At 35.9% G+C, this 23,884-nt stretch carries 19 protein-coding genes and 2 pseudogenes; 2 read left to right on the forward strand and 19 right to left on the reverse strand.

All coding sequences use genetic code 11. The features are described from left to right. Positions 1-18 precede the first annotated feature (18 nt). The 5 genes from AC0L13_RS14070 to AC0L13_RS14090 form a co-directional block, all read right to left on the reverse strand. The gene (locus AC0L13_RS14070; protein ID WP_473640626.1) at positions 19-975 is read right to left on the reverse strand and encodes a hypothetical protein; all 957 of its coding nucleotides are present in this window, start codon (positions 973-975) and stop codon (positions 19-21) included. A gap of 297 nt (positions 976-1,272) precedes the next feature. Further along, positions 1,273-1,383 (reverse strand): putative holin-like toxin, encoded by a 111-nt coding sequence (locus AC0L13_RS14075; RefSeq protein WP_473640628.1) that lies wholly within the window; start codon positions 1,381-1,383, stop codon positions 1,273-1,275. A gap of 189 nt (positions 1,384-1,572) precedes the next feature. Next, positions 1,573-2,880: an FtsW/RodA/SpoVE family cell cycle protein gene (locus AC0L13_RS14080; RefSeq protein ID WP_473640631.1), complete on the reverse strand. Its 1,308-nt coding sequence runs from the start codon at positions 2,878-2,880 to the stop codon at positions 1,573-1,575. Next, positions 2,870-3,268: a helix-turn-helix transcriptional regulator gene (locus tag AC0L13_RS14085; RefSeq protein WP_473640633.1), complete on the reverse strand. Its 399-nt coding sequence runs from the start codon at positions 3,266-3,268 to the stop codon at positions 2,870-2,872. Before AC0L13_RS14085 ends, AC0L13_RS14080 begins: the two co-directional genes overlap by 11 nt. 2 nt (positions 3,269-3,270) lie before the next feature. Further along, positions 3,271-3,807, reverse strand: coding sequence for a sigma-70 family RNA polymerase sigma factor (locus AC0L13_RS14090; RefSeq protein WP_473640636.1), 537 nt, complete (start codon positions 3,805-3,807; stop codon positions 3,271-3,273). Between the two features lie 265 nt (positions 3,808-4,072). Here AC0L13_RS14090 and AC0L13_RS14095 point away from each other — a divergent pair. Further along, positions 4,073-5,023 (forward strand): annotated as a pseudogene (locus AC0L13_RS14095) (SMI1/KNR4 family protein); the annotation flags it as partial. A 66-nt stretch (positions 5,024-5,089) separates the two neighbouring features. On the opposite strand, the gene AC0L13_RS14100 reads toward AC0L13_RS14095, so the two are convergent. The 14 genes and pseudogenes from AC0L13_RS14100 to AC0L13_RS14165 all read right to left on the reverse strand — a co-directional run bounded on the left by AC0L13_RS14100 (position 5,090) and on the right by AC0L13_RS14165 (position 23,182). Beyond that, positions 5,090-5,830, reverse strand: a complete 741-nt coding sequence (locus AC0L13_RS14100; RefSeq protein WP_473640638.1) for a YwqG family protein — start codon at positions 5,828-5,830, stop codon at positions 5,090-5,092. Positions 5,831-5,905: 75 nt separating this feature from the next. Next, complete coding sequence (locus AC0L13_RS14105; RefSeq protein ID WP_473640640.1) at positions 5,906-6,958, reverse strand: ankyrin repeat domain-containing protein; 1,053 nt, start codon at positions 6,956-6,958, stop codon at positions 5,906-5,908. 42 nt (positions 6,959-7,000) lie between these two features. Further along, a complete protein-coding gene (locus tag AC0L13_RS14110; protein WP_473640642.1) occupies positions 7,001-7,309 on the reverse strand; it encodes a hypothetical protein in 309 nt (102 codons plus the stop codon). Positions 7,310-7,370: 61 nt separating this feature from the next. Then, the gene (locus AC0L13_RS14115; protein ID WP_473640644.1) at positions 7,371-8,405 is read right to left on the reverse strand and encodes a serine hydrolase domain-containing protein; all 1,035 of its coding nucleotides are present in this window, start codon (positions 8,403-8,405) and stop codon (positions 7,371-7,373) included. A 110-nt stretch (positions 8,406-8,515) separates the two neighbouring features. After that, positions 8,516-9,556, reverse strand: coding sequence for a threonine aldolase family protein (locus tag AC0L13_RS14120; RefSeq protein ID WP_473640646.1), 1,041 nt, complete (start codon positions 9,554-9,556; stop codon positions 8,516-8,518). A 278-nt stretch (positions 9,557-9,834) separates the two neighbouring features. Continuing rightward, positions 9,835-10,173, reverse strand: coding sequence for an ASCH domain-containing protein (locus AC0L13_RS14125; protein ID WP_473640648.1), 339 nt, complete (start codon positions 10,171-10,173; stop codon positions 9,835-9,837). Positions 10,174-10,374: 201 nt separating this feature from the next. Next, positions 10,375-10,524: a hypothetical protein gene (locus AC0L13_RS14130; RefSeq protein ID WP_473640651.1), complete on the reverse strand. Its 150-nt coding sequence runs from the start codon at positions 10,522-10,524 to the stop codon at positions 10,375-10,377. Between the two features lie 257 nt (positions 10,525-10,781). Further along, a complete protein-coding gene (locus tag AC0L13_RS14135; protein WP_473640653.1) occupies positions 10,782-12,275 on the reverse strand; it encodes a serine hydrolase domain-containing protein in 1,494 nt (497 codons plus the stop codon). Positions 12,276-12,623: 348 nt separating this feature from the next. Further along, positions 12,624-14,771 (reverse strand): transglycosylase domain-containing protein, encoded by a 2,148-nt coding sequence (locus tag AC0L13_RS14140; protein ID WP_473640655.1) that lies wholly within the window; start codon positions 14,769-14,771, stop codon positions 12,624-12,626. A 558-nt stretch (positions 14,772-15,329) separates the two neighbouring features. Next, entirely contained in the window at positions 15,330-15,719 is a 390-nt protein-coding gene (locus AC0L13_RS14145) for a hypothetical protein (RefSeq protein ID WP_473640657.1), read from the reverse strand. Then, the gene (locus AC0L13_RS14150; protein WP_473640659.1) at positions 15,700-16,587 is read right to left on the reverse strand and encodes an HNH endonuclease; all 888 of its coding nucleotides are present in this window, start codon (positions 16,585-16,587) and stop codon (positions 15,700-15,702) included. Before AC0L13_RS14150 ends, AC0L13_RS14145 begins: the two co-directional genes overlap by 20 nt. Continuing rightward, positions 16,568-18,814: an AAA family ATPase gene (locus AC0L13_RS14155; RefSeq protein ID WP_473640662.1), complete on the reverse strand. Its 2,247-nt coding sequence runs from the start codon at positions 18,812-18,814 to the stop codon at positions 16,568-16,570. The genes AC0L13_RS14150 and AC0L13_RS14155 overlap by 20 nt, the downstream gene beginning before the upstream one ends. A gap of 246 nt (positions 18,815-19,060) precedes the next feature. Further along, entirely contained in the window at positions 19,061-21,832 is a 2,772-nt protein-coding gene (locus AC0L13_RS14160; protein WP_473640664.1) for a TrlF family AAA-like ATPase, read from the reverse strand. Positions 21,833-22,793: 961 nt separating this feature from the next. Next, positions 22,794-23,182 (reverse strand): annotated as a pseudogene (locus AC0L13_RS14165) (arsenate reductase/protein-tyrosine-phosphatase family protein). Positions 23,183-23,313: 131 nt separating this feature from the next. Here AC0L13_RS14165 and AC0L13_RS14170 point away from each other — a divergent pair. Continuing rightward, the gene (locus tag AC0L13_RS14170) at positions 23,314-23,853 is read left to right on the forward strand and encodes a GNAT family N-acetyltransferase (protein WP_473640667.1); all 540 of its coding nucleotides are present in this window, start codon (positions 23,314-23,316) and stop codon (positions 23,851-23,853) included. Positions 23,854-23,884: the final 31 nt, after the last annotated feature.

Genomic DNA, 23,884 nt, shown 5'->3' on the forward strand with positions numbered 1-23,884 from the left:
AACATGCTTCTTCCATACTTATTTTTGACGGTTTTCCTCGGTAGGGGTAAAGTTCAAATTTTCAACAAAGGCTATTAGCATTGCCCCTTCATCAAGAAACCATTTTTTCTTTAATTGCGGAGATTGATAAGAACTATCGCTATGGAGATATGGTTGTGAAATAATGCTTTTAGCAACTGGAGCCATATAAATTTGATTGAGGATTTCCAAAGGTGCCGGATATACAAAGTATAAATTTAATCTGGGCTGTGAATTATCATTTCTCCATTTTGCAAATCCTTGAGAAAAGTTTTTGTGTTCTGGCATTTTTATTTGTTGAAATACCTCTGAGGGCAATAAGATTTTTGCCAAACAATAAAGACCATGTGCAGGCACACATAGCTGTTTGATCGCTTTACTAAAATCTGTACGCATGTATCCTGAACAAAAATTTTGTAAATGGCTCCCCATTTCCTCGGCATCTTCTTTGTGTAATGAAAGTAGAAATGCAACTCCTGAACATTCCCATTGTGGTTTCTTCGTGCCAACAAATTTTTCGGCAGCCTCGAGCGCTTTTGGGAATAGCATTTCATCTCTATACCACATTGCACTCAAGAGATTGCTCATCACCACATAGAACGGGTAGCCATTGTTAGTTAAACCCAGTTCGGATGGAAGAATGCGCTCCATTGTTTCATAATCCCCGCAAGCGAATGCCTCTAAAATATGTAAGAAATTTTGACAATGGTCATAGGCTCCGCTACTTCCCGGAAGTAAATTATGACGCATTTGCTGGAAAATTAAATCATTCCACTTTTGCCAGTCTTGATGTAAAAAGCACTCATCTAACCAACTATCGTAGTTGGTTTTTATGAGTCCAAATGACATTGATTTGACGATCGTTGCTAATTCCTCATTATCTTTTGCCTTATTTATAACTTTTTCATATTTAATAATACATTGCTCTATGTGTTGACTTTTATCTGTATCTATCACACTTCACAACCCCCTATTTTATATCCCAGTTACAAATCAAAAGTTATATTATCTTTATCCGCATTAGGTTTACCACATATCAACTCCGTAACTTTTTCGCTAGTGCATATCCATTCACTTGTCAGAACATGTGTATTCTCCGTATGATTGTGGTAAACTGAACATATAATAAAAGAGACCGGGTGCGCTAACACCCAGTCAGTACAGCTGACATCCGCATGAAGTGCGGTCGGCCATTAGCATAAGAGTTTTTACAAGAGTAACTGCCCTGCTTACTTGCCGGTTAGCGGAGGGTAGTTACTTTTTTCTTTCGGTGTATAGAGCAATCATCGCTACAATGGCTGTTGCCGTTGCTACGAGAAACATTCCAAACTGGAACATCATTGCTATTGCTTCAAATGTCACCATATAAACACCCCCTTTCTCAAGGGAGTGCCAACCGCCCATCCGCCGTATGTCGCTGTACCTTCCATTCTATCACTTATTCTCTAAAATACGACTAGGAATTCTGAATTTAAAAAAGAAACATAAATCTCCTATGCAGAGAATTTGTGCTTCTTTTTTTGTTGCTTTCCATAAGATCTTATTGAGACAGTGTTAGTTGAACCTGTGTCCAATTGCCTGTTTTCCGACAAACGCTTTTCTACGATAAACACTTAAGACTAAGCCGATTAAAAAGGCATTTATCAGTAATGGTGTAATCCCATAACTGATAAAAGGTAACGGTATTCCTGTTAGTGGTAATAAGCCAAACACCATTAAAACGGAGTAAATACTCTGGCAGCTGTATAATATTCCTGCTGCGATAACGAGTAACTTACCAAATGATTGTTGCATGGTATAAACCAACCATAAAATGCGTAGCGCAATAGCGAGTATGACAATAATGACTGCGATCCCTGCAACATAGCCATACGATTGAATAAGCTGTACCAAAGCATAATCAGTGTGGGCTTCAGGAATGTAGTGAATCCTATCTGATCCGAACCAGCCAGCCCGTGCAAGTGCTTCATTTAATTGGAGCATCATGTAGCCTGCTGAATCCGCATATAATTCAGGATGTAAAAACGCTCTGATGCGTACTGTTTGATATGGCTCAAGTAAATAGTGATATGCATAAACACCAATTGCCGCTATTGAAAATCCAATTCCCCCCATTATTGAAAATACTATAAGCTTCACTTTTCGGCTGAAATAGCTAAAGCTAAACAAAACGGCTACTACTCCCATATATAGTAGCGTTACAGAAAGACTTCCTATCATCATGAATAAGAATATTGGAAGTAGAAATAATCCAGTCAGTTTCCAACCTCTCCATTTGCGTTCAGTGAAAAATCCTGCAAAGGCTACTAATAACAACGGAAGTGCCATCCATGCCTGCAAACGAATTGGACCTATTTTATACATTGCTTCTCCATTAACAAAGATGTTCGGCATAGCCCAGAGAACGATTAATAACAACAGTGCCCCTCTATAAAAGAACATACTATAGCATTGCAGTTTACGATAATCAAAATACATGATGACAGCTATCCCTGCAACGGCTAGTATAATATGAATGATTTTATTTTTAACAAAGTAACCCGTCATATCTACACCAAATCGATGGCTGAAATCTGTCGTTAAGATCGGTGTAATGCTTACGGCAATCAATAGCAACACTGCGCCAATTAGCCAGAAATCCCATTTTGGCCGATGAATTTTGTCCATTGATTTTCCGAGCTGTGAAGCAGAGCCCATTTCAGCAACCGCTTTTTCCTCAGCTTCATTTGGTGAGTAGCCTACATTCACCCACTCTTGTTTGGATTTCATCAGATGATACTTTAATTCTTCTTCAATATAGCTTCGTGCCTCTTTTGAACGGATATAGCTTGTAACTTGCTGTAGAAACTCCTTAATCGACATTCATGCGCACCCCCAAAATTAGTTCCTTAAGAGATAGCTTTTCATGCGCATTGTCTTGCTGTAATTGCTTTTTCCCGAGATTCGTTAATTGATAGTACTTCACACCACTTTCCCACCTTGCAGAAAGCCAACCGTGCTGCTCGGCTTCATGTAAAACCGAATAAATCATCCCTTCATTATGAACAATTTGCTCGACACCACGGACATGCAGCATTTGCGTTATTTCCGTGCCTGACTTTGATTCTGTGAGCATGGATAGTAATGTTTGTTGTAGGGATAATACTTGTAACTGTTTATGTATTTGCTGTCGATGTTTTGTTTTAAATTCTACTTTATTAAAGACAGTTTGATCGACTGCTTTTTTCAAATTTTTTAAGCGTTCTTCCACTCCTACTCACACTCCAATCGATTCTTCAATAATTGTTTTGCTTTACGCAATCTCGTTTTCACGGTACTTTCGTTTAGCTGCAGGACATCTGCTATTTCCTTCATCGATTGCTCCTCGTAATAGCATAAATAGATTACTTCACGGTACTTCACCGGAAGTGCAAACACAACGCGTGCTAGTTCTTCATCTTGTTGTTGCCTGATAACTTGCTGCTCGACACAATCCCCACTTTTCACTTGTGCGATTCGATTATCTTCAGTCACTTCTACATTTTTTGCATACCAGCTTTTCAAATAATCTTTTGCATGATTAATCGCAATGCGCCATAACCAAGTTTTCATTGAAGAATTAAACTGGAATGTTGGCAATGCCCTATAGCACTTTACAAAAATTTCTTGTGTTAAATCTTCCGCAACGGACAGGTTATGTACGTATTGCATAACAAGCTGTAATATATCTTGACCATAATCAATCATGAGCTCATCGATGATCTTTTCATACGGAAGTAACTTCGTTTGTTCAATTGAATAGCTATCCACTTCATATCCCCCTTCATAACATTAGACGAGTGCCGATTGGCAGAAGTTTTTTATTTGTAATATATAGCAATCTATTTGAACTTCTAATAATAGCGATATACAGCCTTTGTATTTAGCATTACCGGGATAATTCTAGAATCCTTTATTTCTAAATGTTACTATTATTTGAATGGCAGAGGCTACCAAAAAATGTAGATATCATTGGGAGGAAGAAATGGATAAAAAGCGAATAGATAACGAGGGACATAAAGAAGACAAACATCTTTTTTCGGATAGTTTTTTAGCTGATTTTTGGGAGGACAGCGAGTATGTAATAGAATCTTATCAATCCGAGTCGCCAACGGATGAACTGATTGATTCTATTGGGAAAGAGCTTGGTTACAAGCTTCCATCCTCTTATATTCAACTGATGAATCGTCGGAATGGCGGGGTGCCGAAGAATACCAACTTTCCAACAGAGGAACCAACTTCTTGGGCGGAAGATCATATTGCCATTTCAGGGATTATGGGAATTGGTCGCGAGAAAAGCTATTCACTGTGCGGGGATCTCGGTAGTCCATTTATGATTGAGGAATGGGGATATCCTGACATCGGCGTGGTGATTTGTGATTGTCCTTCAGCCGGTCATGATGTCGTCATGTTAGACTACCGGGCATGCGGTTCAGATGGTGAACCAGCAGTTGTTCATGTCGATCAAGAAGATGATTATAAAATTACATTCCTAGCTGATAATTTCGAGGAATTTATCAAAGGCTTAGTAAACGATGAACAATATGACACTTCCGAAGAAGATAAAGAAGAGGCTCTGGAGAAAGTAGCACATGGCAAATTTTCTCCTTTGCTGGAGGAGCTATGCTCTCGGATAACAGAAGTGGAGCAGGTGAGACAGAAAATCCGCAGCATATGTACGCAGATTGTCGAAGAGAAAGGCCATTTTTCATTTCACGCAGACGATTTATCGTATGTCATGTATGACGTACAGTTTTGGTTATATACGAAGTCGAATCCAGACACCAGTCGCGATCAATACATAGCTGTATATCCGAATATCATCGTATTTGGGGATGATTTCGGCCAAGGCGGCTATGCCCCTTCCTTCATTACCGATTGGCTTGATATCCGCATGCAGGAAGGACGGATTGTTCAGGAGAACGGGATGATCCACTTTACTGATTCCTATGCTGAGGAAGTAATTAAGACGTTGCAAAAGTCTTAATCAGGTTCATGAAGAGCTCGCTGTTAAAGCGGGCTCTTCTTCATTCACTGTTAGTAACGGCAAGCACTAGCAGCATTGCCAATCATACACTACTTTTGAAAAATCCCTGTTTTTCAAAGCACTCTTCGGAATAGTGAAAACACAATTCCCGGAATCTCCAAACATAATGCCGCATTCCTCATCGATATCCAGTTGCATTAATAGAAAATCACTATCATCAAAACCGATATAGTCATTCTGAACAAAATAAGGATAACCGCCAATTCTGCTATCGCTGCTATAACAATCATCACTCAGTTGCTCATATTCCACTTCTGACAGCTGATTCATAAAAATTTTTCGAAACAGATCTAATGAGGAAGACATAGGCATCTCTCTTGTTGTAAAATACATTTTACCGCTATGTGAAAAAGGAAGATTCCAGTTATATTCTTCATTTTCATAAGGATGTTTCTTTACTAAACCGTCTTCATTTTCCTCGTAATCTTCAATATATTTTACTAAAATCGGATCCTCCAAACCATACATATCATCATTTACAACAAAAAATTGCAGTAATCCCTTTTCTGGTAATTCATCTTGATTTTCAAGATCAGCCAGATTGATTTGTGCCAGAAACAACATAGGGTTTCCATCTTCATCGATCGGATATTCTTCACTGCTTTTCAAATAGGGACAGCCACCTAATTTACTATCCCAAGGTTTTGTTTCTTCCCGCTTAAAAATTATTTCATTACTATATCTGAAAGTGCCTTTAATTAGGTTTTCATGTTCCTTCAAGAGTTCAGGAATTTCGTATGTCAACATTGTCAGCTTCCCCCATTCTATTTTCTGCTAATGAACATCACTACATATGGCACAAATGAATTAGTCGTACATAAGTCATCGCTTATAGTCGGGCTGTTCCAACGTAATTGGATTCGGATTGCTTAGTACCCATTGCACTGCCATTTCGCACAGTCTCGCAGGTTCATCATTACCATAGCCTTTGTGTAGTTTTTTCACTAATGTCGCTGCTTCTTGAAGTTCGTCGGGATGTAATGACGTGCCCAAACTAAAGTAATGGGTCAAACTCTTAAGCATCTGACGAAATTCATTATCCCAATTGATGCCGCCATTATCTAAAACTTCATAGGACACTTTACCAGTAATGCGGATCACCTCACCCTGCACGGTGTTCGCATGTCCTTTTGAAGGTATTAGGAAATTCCAAAGTTCATGGTGCTGAGCCTGCCATCCCTTTGTTGAAACTGTTATGGGAGAAGTGCCATCGTGCGTCTTCCGTTTCCCTACCGGGGGAACATCAAATAGCTCATATAGACGGTAAAGTGCCTCATCCGTTTCATTCAAATAATCTTTATTAAATCCTTCTCTATGAAATTCAAATTCGTTCCCAATCCGCATAACCGAGTCTTTCATTTTTTGCGTTACCGTTGCTCCAGCGTTCAGCAAAATATCGGCAACTTCCGCCATATGAACAATATCTATATTTCTGCACATGGCCAAAGCTTTTTCTAAAGGAGTCTGTTTCATCTTATTTTCTGCGCTGATATTTGCACCATTAGCAACCAACGTATGAACTGCATGCGGCTTAAATGAACTCGCAGCGGCAAATAAAGGCGTCTCTTTTTGATAATCAAGGGCTTCTAGATCTGCACCTAACTCAAGCAGCAATTCAGAATTCCCCCACCAACTCATTGCATGTTTATGTAAAGCCGTGCTTCCGTAACTGTCACTCGCATTTATATCAGCACCCTGTTCCACGAGCCATCGATACAATTCATTTGGAAGATTAAAGCTCAATGCTGTTGATTTACTATAACCACCTCGGGCATCCAACTCGCATTTGGCAAATACCTCTTTTAATGCTGATATGTCACCTGCTTCAATTAGTTCATCGAAATTTTTCGGTAAGGTTTTTCTCTTCCTGCCCATCCCGCTTCTCTCCCTACGTCATTTTTACATATTGTTGCATTGTTACATAAATCCGTCCTCTGGTTCACCGACAGCAAATCCTAATACTTGTGTCGCTTCCACTTTAAATCTCTCTATCCAAGAACGCCAATCATCATCAATCATCTGTGCATAAAATGATAATCCGCTTGGTTCAACGGAAGCTGTGATGAAAACATCATCATCTTCATCCCCGAACCAATAAGGAAGTCCATTTTTATATCCTATCCACCCCGGCATACTCTCATATATAGTTGCTACTTTATCCCATACTTCTTCAGACAGGTAATACCATATATTTAGATTGCAATTTTGAGAGTTTATGTCACTCACTTGTACCCCTCCTTTGCGGAATTCTTTTTCTCATTGTACCATTGTCAGCTCCAAGTTCCTTTTATTCACTTGAAACAGCAAGCCGCATTGCCAATCGTATTGCTGTTGCTGGATTCGAAGCTTGGTTTACATCGCCTACAAAAAACAGATCCTTCTCTGGATAATAAAAAGCAAAGGAGCCTGTCGAACCCGAATGTCCAATCAATTCCCCCTTACCCATAAAAAACATTGAAAGTCCGCTTAAGGGGATTCGCATATAGCCACCGCCATATTGAATGGGATAATAGGTTATTTGCAACTTCTTATATTTCTGCAACTGATGGAAAATATCTTTATTAAATAATTCACCTCCAAAAAATGCTTTAATAAAGACCATCATTTCGCGGGCAGTGCTAATTGCCCCTCCACTCGCAGGACAGCTTTTTAAATACTTCGGAAGGGAAAGCGCTTTGTTTTTATAATAAACATTAGGAATAAAATCATCCTCATCTATTGGTAAATATGTTTTCTCAAGTCCCAAAGGTTTAAAAATGAACTCCTTAAAGACATCTTTCAATGAGGAATTTGTAGCGGATTCGATAATCTTTCCAAGGATATCAAAGTTGATATCCGCATAATGTGATTTATTCAATGTGTCAGGTGCAAAGTGTGGTTTCATCTCTTTAGTCAATGCTATTAATTCATCAATTGTAATGTTCATATCTTCCTGGAGTACAAGTTTTCGAAGATTATTTTTACCTTCCTCAGATACATCCGGTAACCCACTTGTCTGAAACAACAAATGAGCTATTGTCAATTTCTCGGTATTCTCCTGTCCTTTATAATGGTGGAGTCCACTAAGATTCCCATGATCGAAAAAACGTGTCACTTTATCATCGAATGACAGTTTACCTTGCTCGAGCAATAGTAAAATGCATGTAGTTGTAAACAACTTCGTAATACTTGCCATGAGTAATGGTGCATCTATACTTTTGCCCCCATACTCATTTTTGTATGAGAAATCTCCATTTCCATTTTGGATAAATAGAACAGACTCATGTATTTGCTTTGATTTCACAACACGGCTAAATATCTCATCGTATTTGTTAGTCACCATTCGTTTCCAACGTCCCTTCTAATAGACTGTTTGATTATATTAATTGATGTCTATTTGCATGCAGAAAAAAGGCTTTCCAAAAGTTCATCGAACTAATGGGAAGCCTTCAATTAACAATCCAGATTTCTAATATCTTCAATCAATTGTTCTACATTTTCCTTTTTTGTAGCCCAACTCGTACAAAATCTCACAACACTTTGTGTATCATCGACTTTTTCCCAAAAAGAAAATGAATAGTTCTTACTCAATTCACTCAACACATCATTTGGTAAAATGGGAAACTGTTGATTTGTTTTGGAATCATATTTTAATGCATACCCTTTTTCAACAAACGCTTCTCGAATCATCATCGCCAAGTCTACAGCATGCTTAGAAATCTCATAGTATAATCCATCTTCAAACAAGGTTTCAAACTGGATCCCTAATAATCTCCCTTTAGCGAGCAATCCCCCTTTTTGTTTGATCAAATACCGGAAGTCTTTTTTAAGATCATCATTTGTGATGACGACAGCTTCTCCGAATAATGCTCCTATTTTCGTTCCACCGATATAGAACACATCGCAAAGTCTTGCGATATCCCTTAGCGATAGATCGTTGTCTTTTGCAGCCAAACCATACCCTAATCGAGCTCCATCCATAAATAATGGCAAACCACATTCCCGGCAAACTTTGCTCAATTCCTCCAATTCGGATTTACTGTAAGTTGTCCCGTTCTCAGAAGGGTGAGAAATGTAAACCAAACCTGGCTGTACCATATGTTCATGAGTGGCATCATTCCAATGAGCATCATATAATTCTTTTACTTGTTTTGCATTAATTTTCCCATCATCACTCGGCAAAGTAAGCACTTTATGTCCAGTCGCTTCAATTGCCCCCGTTTCATGTCCTGCAATATGACCCGTAATTGCAGAAACTGCTCCTTGATGTGGGCGCAATATGGAAGAGATAATCGTAGTATTTGCTTGTGTTCCGCCAACTAAGAAATGTACATCTGCATCCTCTACATCACATGCTTGTCTAATATATGTTCTAGCCCTTTCACAATACTCATCCATTCCATATCCAGGCGTTTGTTCTTTATTTGTTTCTAGTAGTCGATTCAGTATTTTTTCATGAGCGCCTTCTAAATAATCACTTTCAAAACGTATCATTTATCATCCATCCACCCTTGCAGTAGTTTAGTTAAATCTTATTTTTAAGTATATCTTCTTCTGAAAATAAAAATAAGTATATCTTTGCCATAAAGGTAAAGATATACTTATTATTATACTTTTCTATGGTGCTTTCCATAAAATCATATATTGATTGCTAAGTCGAACCCTGTTCCCCTATCATTCAGCAATAACTCCCCCTCTTTTGCCTGGCCCGATAATGAAAAACGGGTGCTTCTTTATGCCGTTAAAGCCCTTTTAACTGAATAAATGCCACTTTAATATTCAATCATAATTGCTAATGTACCCCATTCCTTTTCTGCCTCAGGAGTGTATATTTCATATGTTCCATCTATCATTTCTTTCATTGTCCAACCTTCACAATCAAAATCCTTAAGAGGAATATCATTGTACATTGCTTCAAAAGTATCATAACTTCTAAGATCCGTTACCTGTACTTTTAGAGTTTCATCTTGTTGGGGAACCTTTATAAATTCGATTGTATCCCCAACTTTGATTTTCCTTCTCTTTTCATCATTCAATCGGACTTCTACCGTCTTTTTTCTTTCTCTAATTGCGTGAAAATATTCACCATACAATCCCATTTGATGCACCACTTAACAACACCCCATAAACTCTAGAATATATTTTTTCTTCTTCTGCAATCCGACTCCGTTTGTTGTATATGCCGTCAACAAACCGTATCTTCTATCTTTATCGATTTTTTAACGCGAATGCAACCTTTTCCATAATTATAGCCCGAGCCTCGAATAAGAAAAACATAGGGAGATTTTAGTCTTCCTATGTCTTCATTCATATTAGTTATCCGTTTGTTTTTGCTTTTTTTTCAAATACTCCGCACGTATTTTTTCAAGTTGCTGCTTTTTATCAAATTGAGCGGGCTTGTTTTTTTCATGATACTTTGCCACAGCCATCTTACCTTTGGTATCTAATTGATATTTCCCCACTTTGTTCACCTACTTTTCTTATCTTTTAAGAGAATCTATTCCACAAATATCATATACCTTATTTTACTGACGTAAACCTTTTTCCTAAAGTTCCTAGCTGTTTTATTCCATGCAGCTCTTCATTTCTTAATGTCCAAAAAGGTCATCGACATTGGCACGAGTAGGAGGAAACGTGCCACAATGCAAACAGGAATACGGGAGGCGTTTTTGTGTCCGGATAGTGATAGTAGGAATGCAACCAACCTCACTGGGCATGACTAAACGTTAGGCTCTTCATTTATGCCATCAAGTCGAAGGAGGTAATGCGTATTTTGCGGACGGTTATATCGGCCAGAGTATACAAGCCATGCAAGGCTTGCTGTTAATAGTGTTACCGAAATGAGGGCAGTAAGAATACTATAGGTTTCCCAAACAAGTATGCTCGACCACTCAAGGGCAAAGCCTGTTATACTTAGAGCCGCTGTAACTAGTAGTAAAATGAAGGATGCAATTTTTCTTTTTTTTGTTATTGGCTGCTTTTTATTTAATTTCTGCCTTCGGAATCCCAAAACAAAAAATAAAACAGTTAACAAGCAACAAGTAATGGTGGCTATTGACAAAAGAATATCCAATAGCTGTGCGCTGCTTATTTTATAGGTTTGCGACAAATTGCCGTCTACTATATCTTTGATTTTTAGTACCATGCTGTTATTAATATTGGTGCCGTTGGCCAATAAGCAGATAGCTGTTCGTTCATTGGGTAATAGCACTACTTGGGTTCTGAAGTTTGGGTTTTCTCCTGAATGCTCGATAATCGTTTGGTCAGCGTTTACCGTCCAGCCTGCTGCATAATACATAGTGTCAACAGCCTGAACGGATCGATCCCCCTGATGCGACTTTTGAATAGTGGCGTTGAATATGTCTGGTATATCCTTCACAATTCCCATCTGAATACCCATCCATCGCGCCATATCTTTTGTAGAAGAGATGATATAGCCTGCGGGTTTATTTCCCGAATAATCCGGTGCGTTATACGGGGTTGTTTTAAAAAAAGAAGAACGATAACCTTGTGCCAGCTGTCCAGTAGCCATGGCATCCTCTTTATAGACGAATGTCTGGTTAAGGCCTAGCGGCTTGAATACCTGTTCGCTCATAAAGCTTTCGTAGCTTTGACCCGATACTTGCTCGATAACCAGACCTAACACATCATAATTAATGGTTCCATACGTATATTGTTTGCCAGGAGGAAAGGATAAATCAGCATCCACCAGCACTTCCACCGTCTTTTGCAGCATATCAGGCGTATTGCCTTGAGGGATAAGCTGGGCATGTTTATTATTGGTCAGACCGCTTGTATGATGAAGAAAATTATTAAGAGTAAGGCTCTGCATATCAACAGGTTTCCCTTGATATTTTAGCGTAAGCCAGGGTAAATAGTCGTGAATTGAGTCGGTCATAGATAAAAGTCCTTGCTCCTCCAGCAACAGTATGCCTATGCCGGTAAAGGCTTTACTGACCGAGGCCAGCTCGTATAATGTGTTTTCACTTGCGGGTATTCCTTTTTTAAGGTCTGCATAACCGGAGGCGTAATAGAATTCTTTCTCATCGGCTAGAATTGAGACTGACAAGCCCGGCACACCGGATATACGAGTAGCATCGTCCAGCAGCGCCTGTATAGCCTCAGCCTGCGCATCTGACATCGCATAGCTTCTTTGCGGGAGTCCTAAGAACAATAGAAGTATCGTTATCATAGAAACAAGTGTTTTTTTCATAAGATCCCCCTTTTTTGAACAATGATAGATTATGCCTGATCAGTACCTTTCACCCTTTAAGGGCGCTAATTAATTCAGAAAAAATGCCTGAATCCCAATGAGGTAATACATGACTGTATCGGGGGTCAGGCACTTTAATCAAAAAAATTTGGAGTTTAGTCTTACATTTAATCAACTTCGACAACTGGATTTAAGTGAAGGCTCTAATACTTCAGCGTCTATGGGTGTAGATTGACTACATGCGATGCGTGGCTGCATTATACCATCACTTAAGGCGTCTTGTGCGCTAAAAACATCGAAATCAAGTTGATTATAAAAAGTGGCCAAATTTCCTTTTTGCATTTCGCTTTATCCTTCTTGAATCCACTTCTTCAATCGGTCAAGGCTATCTTCTATTTCTTTCCCTATCTCTTTTTCCCGTTTCTCCTTTTCTTTCTTTTTCCTTTCTTTCTCTCTTTCCTTCTTGGCTTTATTCTCTCTTTTTTTCCGTTCTTTCGCTTCTTTCTTCTCCTGTTTCATTTTCTCTTTTTCTGCTTTTTGTTCTTGCTCCCTCAACTTTTCTTTCTGTTTCACAAGCTCTTTTTTATCTTTCTCGATTAATGATAAATCAAATTTCTTCGTAGGATATTCACTCATTGACCTTGATAGGACTTGCCCGAAAATTGGTGGCGCTGTGAAACTACTAGTCGATGTTAAGTAATGTTCGGGATCCGTTTGATCATAGCCTAACCAGACCGCACCTACGATATCTGGTGTATATCCGACGAACCAATGATCCTTTGATCCATCCACACCCGTGAATGGCAGCTGGGTGGTACCTGTTTTACCAGCAATTTCCATTCCTGAAATCTGAGCTTTCTTGGCCGTACCTTCTTCGACAGCGCCTTGCAGCATATAGGTCATTTGCTGGGCAACTTCCGCTTCTGTTACTTCTTCAGACTGTTCATGCCATTTTCCAATGACTTCGCCTTCTGAATCTTTTATTTCTAAAATAGCATGAGCATCCATCATGACTCCATTATTCGCGAATGCAGAAAAAGCTTGAGCCATTCGCAGGGGTGAAGTACCTTTGTGCAAGCCCCCTAATGCCAGGCCAGGATTATGATCATTTTCATCCAATGGGATTCCGAACCGCTCTACGGCGCGGACACCTTTTTCAATTCCGATGTTATTCAAGAGCCAGACAGGAGGGATATTATACGAATGAGTGACTGCATCGTACATTGTCACTTGCCCTCTAAATTTATGATCGAGATTTTGCGGGGAATATCCATTAATGTCGATTGGTTCATCTACAAGCAAATCCGACATATGATAGCCTTGCTCGAGCGCAGCCGTGTAGACAAGTGGTTTCAAGGATGATCCCGGTTGTCTAACGAGCTCGGTTGCATTATTAAAGCGTCCATACGTATATTCTCCTCTCCCCCCAACCAAGGCACTAATCCCACCAGTTTTGGGATTCAAGAAGACCGAACCGCTTTGAATGAGTTGATCCGGCTTACTCTCCGGAAAATAGCGGTCATCCTCATACACGTCTTCAAGGGCATCTTGGATGACAGGATTTAACGCTGTATAAATATGTAATCCTCCATAGAGCACTTCATTTTTCGTTAGCTTGTACTTGTTGACCGCCTCGTCAATAATATAGTCAATATAATATGGATATTTCCCTTTATAATCCGTTACTGTTGAATCGGCTAACACAATTTCTTGTCCGATCGATTCATCGAACTCCGCTTGACTAATATACTTTTCACTTTTCATTAATGATAAAACAATGTTGCGTCGTTTTACCGACTTTTCTAGACTTTTATAAGGAGAGTAATGGGAAGGTGCTTTAATTAATCCCGCCAATGTAGCAGATTCACTTAACGTCAAATCGCTTACATCTTTTCCAAAATAGATTTGCGCAGCCCGTTGAACCCCCCATGCTCCTTCGCCAAAATAGATTTGATTCAGGTAGCGTTCCAGTATTTCATCTTTTGAATACGTTCTCTCGATTTTCTTCGTTAGAATCAATTCTTTGAATTTACGAGAGTACGTACGTTCCTGCGTGAGAAATTCATTTTTTGAAAGCTGTTGAGTGATCGTACTCCCACCTGCAACAACTTTTCCTTTTAACAGGTTTTGAGTAAATGCCCGCGCAATCCCGAAATAATTAATCCCACCATGTTTGTAAAATTGTTGATCCTCAACAGAGATCACTGCTTCAATCAACTCTTTAGGAATTTGATCTAGGTCAACTCCTTCAATGTTAGCATTTGAAATTTTACTAACGATCTCTCCGTTTTGATCGTAAATAAACGTCGGTCTCGGTTCAGGTTCTTCTAATTTACTCACATCACTTGATGAAATCAATAAATTCACGATTACCAATCCACAAAGGACTACAAGTAGCAATACGGATAATAGTATTCGGATTGGTTTTTTTATGTTTGACCATTTCTTTCCTCTATTCAATCGTTTCTGTTGCTGTTTATGTTCAATTCTTCCCATATGAAATCCACCTTCTTCATTGCCTTTCGGAAAATACAAGTTTAGCATACTGAAAAGAAGAACGTAACTTAAATATAAAATTTTCGGGAGTAAAAAATGTGCGAAGGCAAGTGTCAAAACGGTTAAAATACAATTTCATTTATTTCTTCAGCCTTTCAAGGAACAAATCAGTTGCCGACAGATTTCTCTTGTTTTTGAGATAAATAACGTAAGTCTTGAAACTAGGCAACTTCGAAGAAAACTTGTGATCAGCTCTAGCATTTCCCATCTTCAAGATACGGAGCAACGAAAGATTTCGGTACGAACCCAAAATAATCCACGCTTTTTAAGTAATTGCCTACGAGAGCTGTTTGATTGATCTTGGGATGTTGTTGATTACAATAAAAATCAACAAAAAAAGAAGCATGAATTCCCACTCCTGGAATTCATACTTCATTAGTTCTGTTTTCCATTGATTCTCTTGAAGAAGGCGGGAGTTGAACCAATCGTCTCATAAGTACTGTTACATCAATAGACGCGGGAGCAATAGAATTTTTCGACTACGTTTTGACTATTCAGTTATAACGATTTCATTTTAATATATAAATTCTTATCCGCTTCAATAAGCTCATAACATTTATACAAACTTGGTAGTAATCCTACTGAATAAAAGTATTTACTAACATCTTCGTATTTTTTATAAATTTCAATTGTATTTTCTATTTTACTTAGAATCGAAATATCTAAACTATCAAAACTATCTTTAACTGCTTTTTTAGTTGTCAATTTTAATATAGCTTTAAGTTTATCCTTGTTTAATAATAAAAATTTTAATCTTTTAATATTATTACTAGTACTATATAGTTCATCAATACATGTAAAGAGTTTATCTTTTATTCTTGAATTTATATTAACAGAAACTTGTCCACTTTCATATGCAATTTTAAAACTATGTAAAATTTTTTTCAAACAAACCTTCAATAGATGTCTGACTTATACCTAAATTAATTTTATAGGTATTAAATGCATCTGAAAATGTATTTTTAGAATTTAAATACTCCTTTAAAACCAAATAACTTTCAATTATTTGTTTGCATTGAAAGTAATAGTTAATAAAATGATTACAACTTATTTTTATTATATCATCACAACCATACATTACTATTCCATCAGCTAAATCTTTAACATTTTGATACTTTAGAACATCATATACTATTTGGTCTTGCTCTAGTATTTTTTGATACTTCTCTATAATTTCATCGCAATTCTTACTTTTAAATGCTTTAACAATTGCATTTGTCATATTAATAGATTCATGTACTTTATCTTCAACTAAGCTTAATCGGTACAATTTACAAACTTCGATGGTTTTAGTTCCTTTTGCACTGGAATCTTTAGGTACTGGGAATATTTCATCTAATAAATCAAGATGATCTTCATAATTATCAAAATACGCATGAACTATTTTGAAATTATTTGTATTAAAGGCATTATAATCTTTGAATAAATAATTTTGAGTATGTAGACTATTTGATGGTATTAAAGCATCTTCTGTGCCTTTATTAGTATTACATATTTTACATGACCAAACTAAATTTTCTGGCCTGAAGCTAAAATATTTATACTTATCTTTGTATAAAATATGATCTATTTCCGGACTAACATTTCCAATATTAATCCTAGTTTGGCAATAATAACATTTTTTATTAAAGGTTTTTTCTAAATGCTTCCTCAGATCTTTTATTAAATTCTTACCCGCAGCTGATTCCCACTGATGTTTAGCTGTAATTATTTTACGTAGATCTGACAATTTATACTTAATTGGTGTAGGATTCATTTTTATTCACCCTCAAATTAATCGTTTCAATTAGTTTTTTTAGTGGATCTGTCTCCTTTAAATGTTCTTTAACAATCATCAACTTTATAGTTTTTTCTTTAATCTCATCATTAACTTCATTTAAACTTATTGCTTTTAAAATTTCGTCCATATCACTTGCAATATAATAATTTCTAGAAGTAGGCATATTAAAAACTTCATATAATATATCTTCCGCCGAACGGCCATAAACGTATTCATTAATCGTTTTGGAAATAATAATGTCATTTGATTGTTTTTTTAATTCGATTAAACTAGACGACTCATTTTTCAGATCAGATACCATAAAATGTGAGTGTGTCGCCATAATAAAATGGCAACCTTTATATTTTTTGAAAATCTTTTCTAATACAGACATATATTTAAATTGCCAATTTGGATGTAAACTAGTTTCAGGCTCATCAATAAGTATAAGCGAGCTATTCTTTACTTTAGATAAAATATTAATCATATTTGACAGATATTGAAATTCTCCCGAGCTAGCTTCTTCAATAGAAACCCAACTATTATTTTTTTTCATTTTTATAATCGGTTTTTCAAATAAATCTAATTTACGTTGTTTACTCAAGATTTCAAATTCCTCAAACATCTCTTCATATACAATTGAATCCGAACACTTTAAATGTATTTCTAAATTATTTTTTGTGTAATTAAATACGGATTTTTTATCCAAACCCGAGTTATTCCCTCTTTTAGTTTTTTCAATAAATTCCTCTAAGTCGTTAAGGTTTAATATTTCTCCATTAACTTTAACTCCATCTTTTATATAGTCTTCCCAATATAAGTTTCCTTTATTTATTCTATTATTATATGGTAATACTATTTTTAATTCGGGATCAAAATTTAAAAAATCAGTAATATTTTTAAAGTTGGTTAAGAACTCTGCATCATTAATTGCTGCATCAATTATAGTACTGGTTAAAGACTGTGTTAAATCCTCTACATTTTGATTTTTCACACCGAAATAATGATATTCATCTACTAATTTACTTTTGTCTTTTTTCAGAGAAAATCGGTCCTGAATACTAAATGCACTACTTATAACTCGATCTGGAATTAACATTTCTTTCAAACTGACAATTGTATTTGCTTTACTGAAAATAAACTTCTTTTTTTCTTTGGCTATTGAATATTTTACCTCATCAAATATATATATAATTTCAAAATCAAAATCTTTAGTATGCCGAGGTGATTGTGATATATTCATTAAATATACATCTAAGAATATTTTTTGAACAGATGATAGTATAAAACTCTTTCCTGTTCCATTTGGCCCTATCAAAAGAGTAGTAAAAAAAATGTTATTAGAATTACCATTTAATTCTTCATCACTAAAATTAACTTCATATCGTGCATTGTATCTTCTAACTTTCAAAGTGTGTAATCTAAAATTTTTTTCTCCAATGTAACTGTCAGTTTTCTTTATAATATTTCTCTCTTCACTATATACTAAAGATCCCTTAAAATAAGGATTTATATATTTATTTTGACCTATAAATAAGTTACTTGCATTAAATTCATCTTTTTCGAATAACGTCTCAATTTTACCCCATTTTATTTTTGGTGAAAATTGATTATAAAAATATCCTTGCGAATTAATGAACCATCCATCATTACCAATAAGCGTATTAACATTACTTATTTTCATTAAATCAAATAATTTCTCATATTTTTCCCCTGACAAATAGTTTGTTCCACCGTCTAATAAATTTAGTTCCATTAATTCTGTCTTAGTAAATGTTAATAAAAAATCGGTAACGTTCATTATCTTCTCAGCTTTTATAAGAGGGAAAAGTAATATCTCTCTACCAAAATAATTATAACTCTTAGGCTCATCCACCAATAACATCCTGTCTATATATTCATAACTATTTCTTGCCTCTTTTTTTATAAATAAATGTAACTCAACGTTATTACTATTTGATTCATACAATGTTTTATTTTGTCTATATGTTTTACTTTGATTTCCTTCCGAACCCATTCCAGAAAACCTCCAAATGCCATCACCTTCTTTCTCTGCATTAGAGTATAAATCACTAGTGTAATTACTAATTAAAACTAGAGTATTCGTCTTCAGTGACCTTCTCATACCTCCTTGAGGCGCACATCTAAATACTTTTGTAATAGACTCATTATCTATAATCATTTTTGGCTTTAAATCAGATATTGATTTCACTATTGATTTCATGTTAATCTCCTAATTATTTATTTTAATACTAAATGCTTTTCTTTTAATATATCTTCTGTCTTCTTGGCAACGGTAAAGAATTTAATATAGTTTCTAAATCAGGGGCAAAACTATACCTCTATCCACCAATCATGCATACAAAAAAGTCCAGGTTCCATTACAATTTTGAATTGTAGTAGAACCTGATGCCTTAAATTAATTAGCTTATATTTTCTTCCTATGTGTCGAAAACTTTTGTATTGTGCTTTAAATCAATTCTAAATCATACTTTAACGCTCTGGATTTAAACGCATTAATTCCACCTTCCATAATGGTACAAATGGACTCTTTAATTACAGGTTTATCAATACTACCGTGCTCTTTAGGGTTAAAGATTAGATTCTCTGAGTCCATTACATTAACCAAATCAGAATCAGCATTAACCGGTATATTTGCATTATGAGTTACTATGATTATTTGTCTATTGTTTTTTGATTTAATAATACGATCTACAATTAGTGAATATATTAGTGAGTTATCCAAATCATCTTCAGGTTGATCCAAGATTAATGGACTATCCCCCGTGCTTAAAATTAATGTTAAGATTGCAGATGTTTTCTGACCAGCCGAAGCGTTACTCAACGGTTTAAAATTTGACGTTTTACTTGCTTTGTACAACATCACAACTTCATCTTCTGGTAATAAAATATCCAAAGACTCAACCTTGTTTTTATTTAAATCTTCTATAACCCTTATAAATCTTGCAGATAATCGTAATGGATTCTCTCCATTGTTACTACTTATGTTCTTAAATATGTTTACTAATTCTTTTAGTTTTTGGAGAGTATTTCCCTCTTTAATAAATTCAATGATTGTTGCAAAATCATTATCAAATCCCGTCGGTTTTAGTAAATGCTCTCGGAGAATTTGTTCATAATATTTAAAGTCTCTAAAGGGCTTTACCTCACCTTTTAACAAATTATTATCTTTTAAAACATTATTTATAAAGTTGTGTCTTAAATTGCGTATATCTCTCCTAGCAGCGTGAATCGCTTTTATATTTTCCTTGTTTTCTGTCTTTAAATCCTCTAGAATGGTTTCTTCTTTCGTTAATTCTTCTAATATATTTTTTGTTTTTTGAATCTCTTCTGTTATATGTTTTCTCTGTGACAAAAGTTGATTAATATCACCCTGTTCACTCTGTTTTAATTCTAGTTTTTCCTTGTGATCCAGGAGATTTTGTGACCACTGAGAAGTATTTAGATTATGTTTTAAAGTCGTTTTAAAGTCTTCTAAAGACTTAACTTCACGGGACATAAGGTCATTGTGACTTGTTAAAAAACTTTCTATATCAGAATTAATAATATTAATTTCTTCTTCGTATTCAGATCTAAATTGTTCTTTATTTAATAGTTCAATCTTTGAGTTTAATACCTTTTGTATTGCTTCAATTTTAATATTAATTGATTCTAGTACTGAGATAAGTAAATTCTTTTCTTCTGAAAATGATTTGGCATTGCCCAATATTTCAATGACTTCTGGAGCATTAATTTTATCATTTTCGATTTCTAATTCTTTTAGTCTAACTTCTAGACTAGATTTTTTTGATAAACTTTTTTCGTATTCAACAATACTGAGCAAGTTGCTATTATAGTTGTTTATTATATTATTTAATGTTTGTTTTTCATCCTTTAACTCTGGAATATTTGAATCAACAAAATTTCTTAATGCATCAGATCTCTTGGATATATCATAAATTTGTTTTTGAGAAAATAAATTTATGTTGAACTGACCTAAAAATGCAGGTATTTCATCCGATGGTATTTCTGATGTTTCTCCGTTAGAATACTCTACAGTTAATCTATACTTAGGTTGGCCACTGTTAAATTCGAAAACTAAAATAAATCTAGATTGATCAACTACAATTTCCATTATTGTTTTCGTTTGATCAGTGAAAACACCTAAATCACCTGAATTCTTACGACAGAATTCATTATGATCCTTCAATATATCCTCATGTTTATTTATGTCATTTACCATATCTAGTGAATTTCTCATCAATCTTAAAATCCCTGATTTACCAGTCCCTCGACCGCCAATAATAGTTGTTAACTGAGGGTTGAAATTAATTGTGTTCGAATGTCCCGCGTTATAAATTGTATCTTTTATTTCTAATTTTTTAATATATGTATTAGAATAAAACTTTGAATCTTCACTATAATTAAAGTCATTAACAATGCGTACATCGGGCATTAATAGTGCTTGCTTTAAACTTTCAATCGTAATTTCCTCATCCATTTTAATCCAAGTAAATCGACTACCTATACCATTTAGTCCATGTTTGGAATCTTTATCTGCGGCTGGATTATCGGAAAAAGTCAACATGGCAATAGGTTTGTCTTTATAGAATTGAGCAGTTTTTACCCAGGGTTTCCAAGTATCTATTCCAACTTGGTTATATAAATTATCGAATAAATTTTGTAATTCTGTATCCGAAGGAAGTGAATTTTGATATAAAAAGTCGTGTACTACTTGGATGCCAAAGATATTCTTATCTAAACACACTGCATTTTTATTTTCGTTTGATAAAGGTGATAACCCGGAGAACTGATCGATATGAGCAGCAATAGCTAATCCTCCGCGTTCATTTGCTCTCTCGGCTACTTCGAAAATACTAAGATTAGTACTAGTAGTTTCTTTTGCTCTATCTTCTTCAAAGATACTAATATAAGTTAAGAACTCATTCACGTAAGAACTATTTTTCGAAGGATCAAATAAAATTAATACGTGTTGTTTTGAGTCTCCACAAGTTACTTCAACACCAGGAAACACAACTACTTTCCCTTCAGCCGCAGCCTTAATTTCGTCAATTCCATCGCCAGTATTATGGTCAGTAACGGCAACACAATGGAGGCCTTGTTCTACACATTTTTGAACCCATTGTTCTGCTGTTACACTTTTTTCTCGAAAACACTCACTAGCTCTAGTGTGTAAATGCAAATCACATTTATACCAATTCAAGCCACTAAATTCTTCCACTTTAAACCCTCCTATAATGATTATTTTAAAAAAACTATTATAGATACCTAACATATATCTTGATTTAATCCATAAATAAAAAGACGGTTGGATTCGAACCCACGTCCAATGGCTCCAATACATCTATGTCTAAGCGTGTAAATTGACTACTTGCAATTCGCGCAGCATTATGCAGTCAATCAAGGCATCTTAAACGTTATCTTAATAGTCTCTTTTAATTGATGCACGGGTAGTCGTTTAGACTGATATCACCTATAATCATTCATTCGTGTCCAAATGAGATCCTCGCTTGATAAAAAGCAACTTCTCCAATTTCATTATGATAGTCCCGACTTATCCTAATTGTTTGGGAATATAAACCAATGCAATAGTAGGAGCCCCTGCATAATGATATTTTGTGTAATGCGTATTAGATTAGAAAGAGTACTGTTTATTGGGCGGGCAGGGAGGTTCGATATGATTAAATTTGAATTTGAGTAACAGTAATTGGCAGTAAACTTTTACGAGCAATATCAACACTACATCTTCTATATTGCATTTGCGTAGCAATAAGAAAAATTAACTATTTATGTCATGACTATTTTATCATATTTAAGGAATGAATTGGAACGTATGTTATATTGATTTTATTTAATGCTTCCCATTATTAAATAGGGCACAATGCACCTGACACAAAAGGCTTTTTCGAGATTCACTGTATAATTTTTAATAGCACGCAAAAAAAAGCACAAACTCCCCATTTCAGAGAGTCCATGCTTCTATTCGTGCAGTATTAAAATTTTATGGAAACGGCGGGAGTCGAACCCACTACTCATGCAAATGCTATAATACCAATGCTTGTATGCATTTATAGCTTGCGTTGATAATATATGACTACGTTTTTGACTACGTTTGAACAAAAAACAGCTTGCGGGGATAAATTTTCAACGTTATTGCCATAAGCTCATTTAACTATCCGTTGTTATTTACCAGTTTTAGCGAAGTGTTCAATCCGAGCACCTATTTCATCATGTACCTTCTGGAAAAAAGTCCACTTTTCTTCATCCGTTCCTTCTGCTTTAGCTGGTCATCAAATCCCCAATGAGCACGTTTAACATGTGAGGGTGTCGTCGGACACTTATCAGCTGCATCTCCACAAAGCGTAACAACAAAATCTGCATTATTTAGGATTTCCGAATCAATAGTATCCGATGTTTGATTTGAAATATCGATGCCCGCCTCTTTCATCGCTTTTATCGCATTCGGATTTACCCCGTGTGCTTCAATTCCTGCACTGAGAACTTGCCATCCTCCTTTGTATTTTTGGCTTTCTATATGAAAAGCCCCTTGGCGGCGGCGAGCAGACCGCAGAGGGGCTTGGAATATTCATGTGGAAACATCTGGGTTTTTATACTATACTGGTGTCGTTAAGGCACGGAGGACGGGGAACGGCGTTACGGGCAGATGCAGCGAATTTATATTTTCGGAAGTAGGGAAGAAAAATGATTGAATTAAGAAAAATTACCCACGATAATTTTGAGGCAGTGTTGAAGTTAAGCATGACAGACGAGCAGAAAGGAAATGTGGATTCCAGCATATATTGTTTGGCTAAAGCCTATGTAAAGATACTCAACGACGAAAAACCCCCTATGATCTTCGCTATATGCAACAATGATGAAGTCATAGGCTATGTCGATATTGGATTTTTCGAACTGCCGGAAAGTGCATTTTTATATGAGAAATATGGAGATAAATCTACTTATGGACTTAATCGCTTTATGATTGATAAAAAGCATCAAGGCAAAGGATTTGGCAAACAAGCAATGATGAAAGTTATTGATTACATAAAGTCGTTTCCTCAAGGAAAAGCCGATGCAGTTGCTACATCATATTGGATGGTAAACGAAGCCGTCCGGAAGTTGTTTGCGTCTGTCGGTTTCGTTGAAACAGGAGCGATATGGGACGGACAAACAGGGGGTAATTGGAATGCAGAAAGAAAAGATATAGAGTATGCAGAAGTAGGTGCCAGACTCGAATTATAAAGCTAACAATTTGAATAGGGCATCGTACAGT

It is taken from the genome of Sporosarcina sp. QA0331 (genome assembly GCF_055808055.1).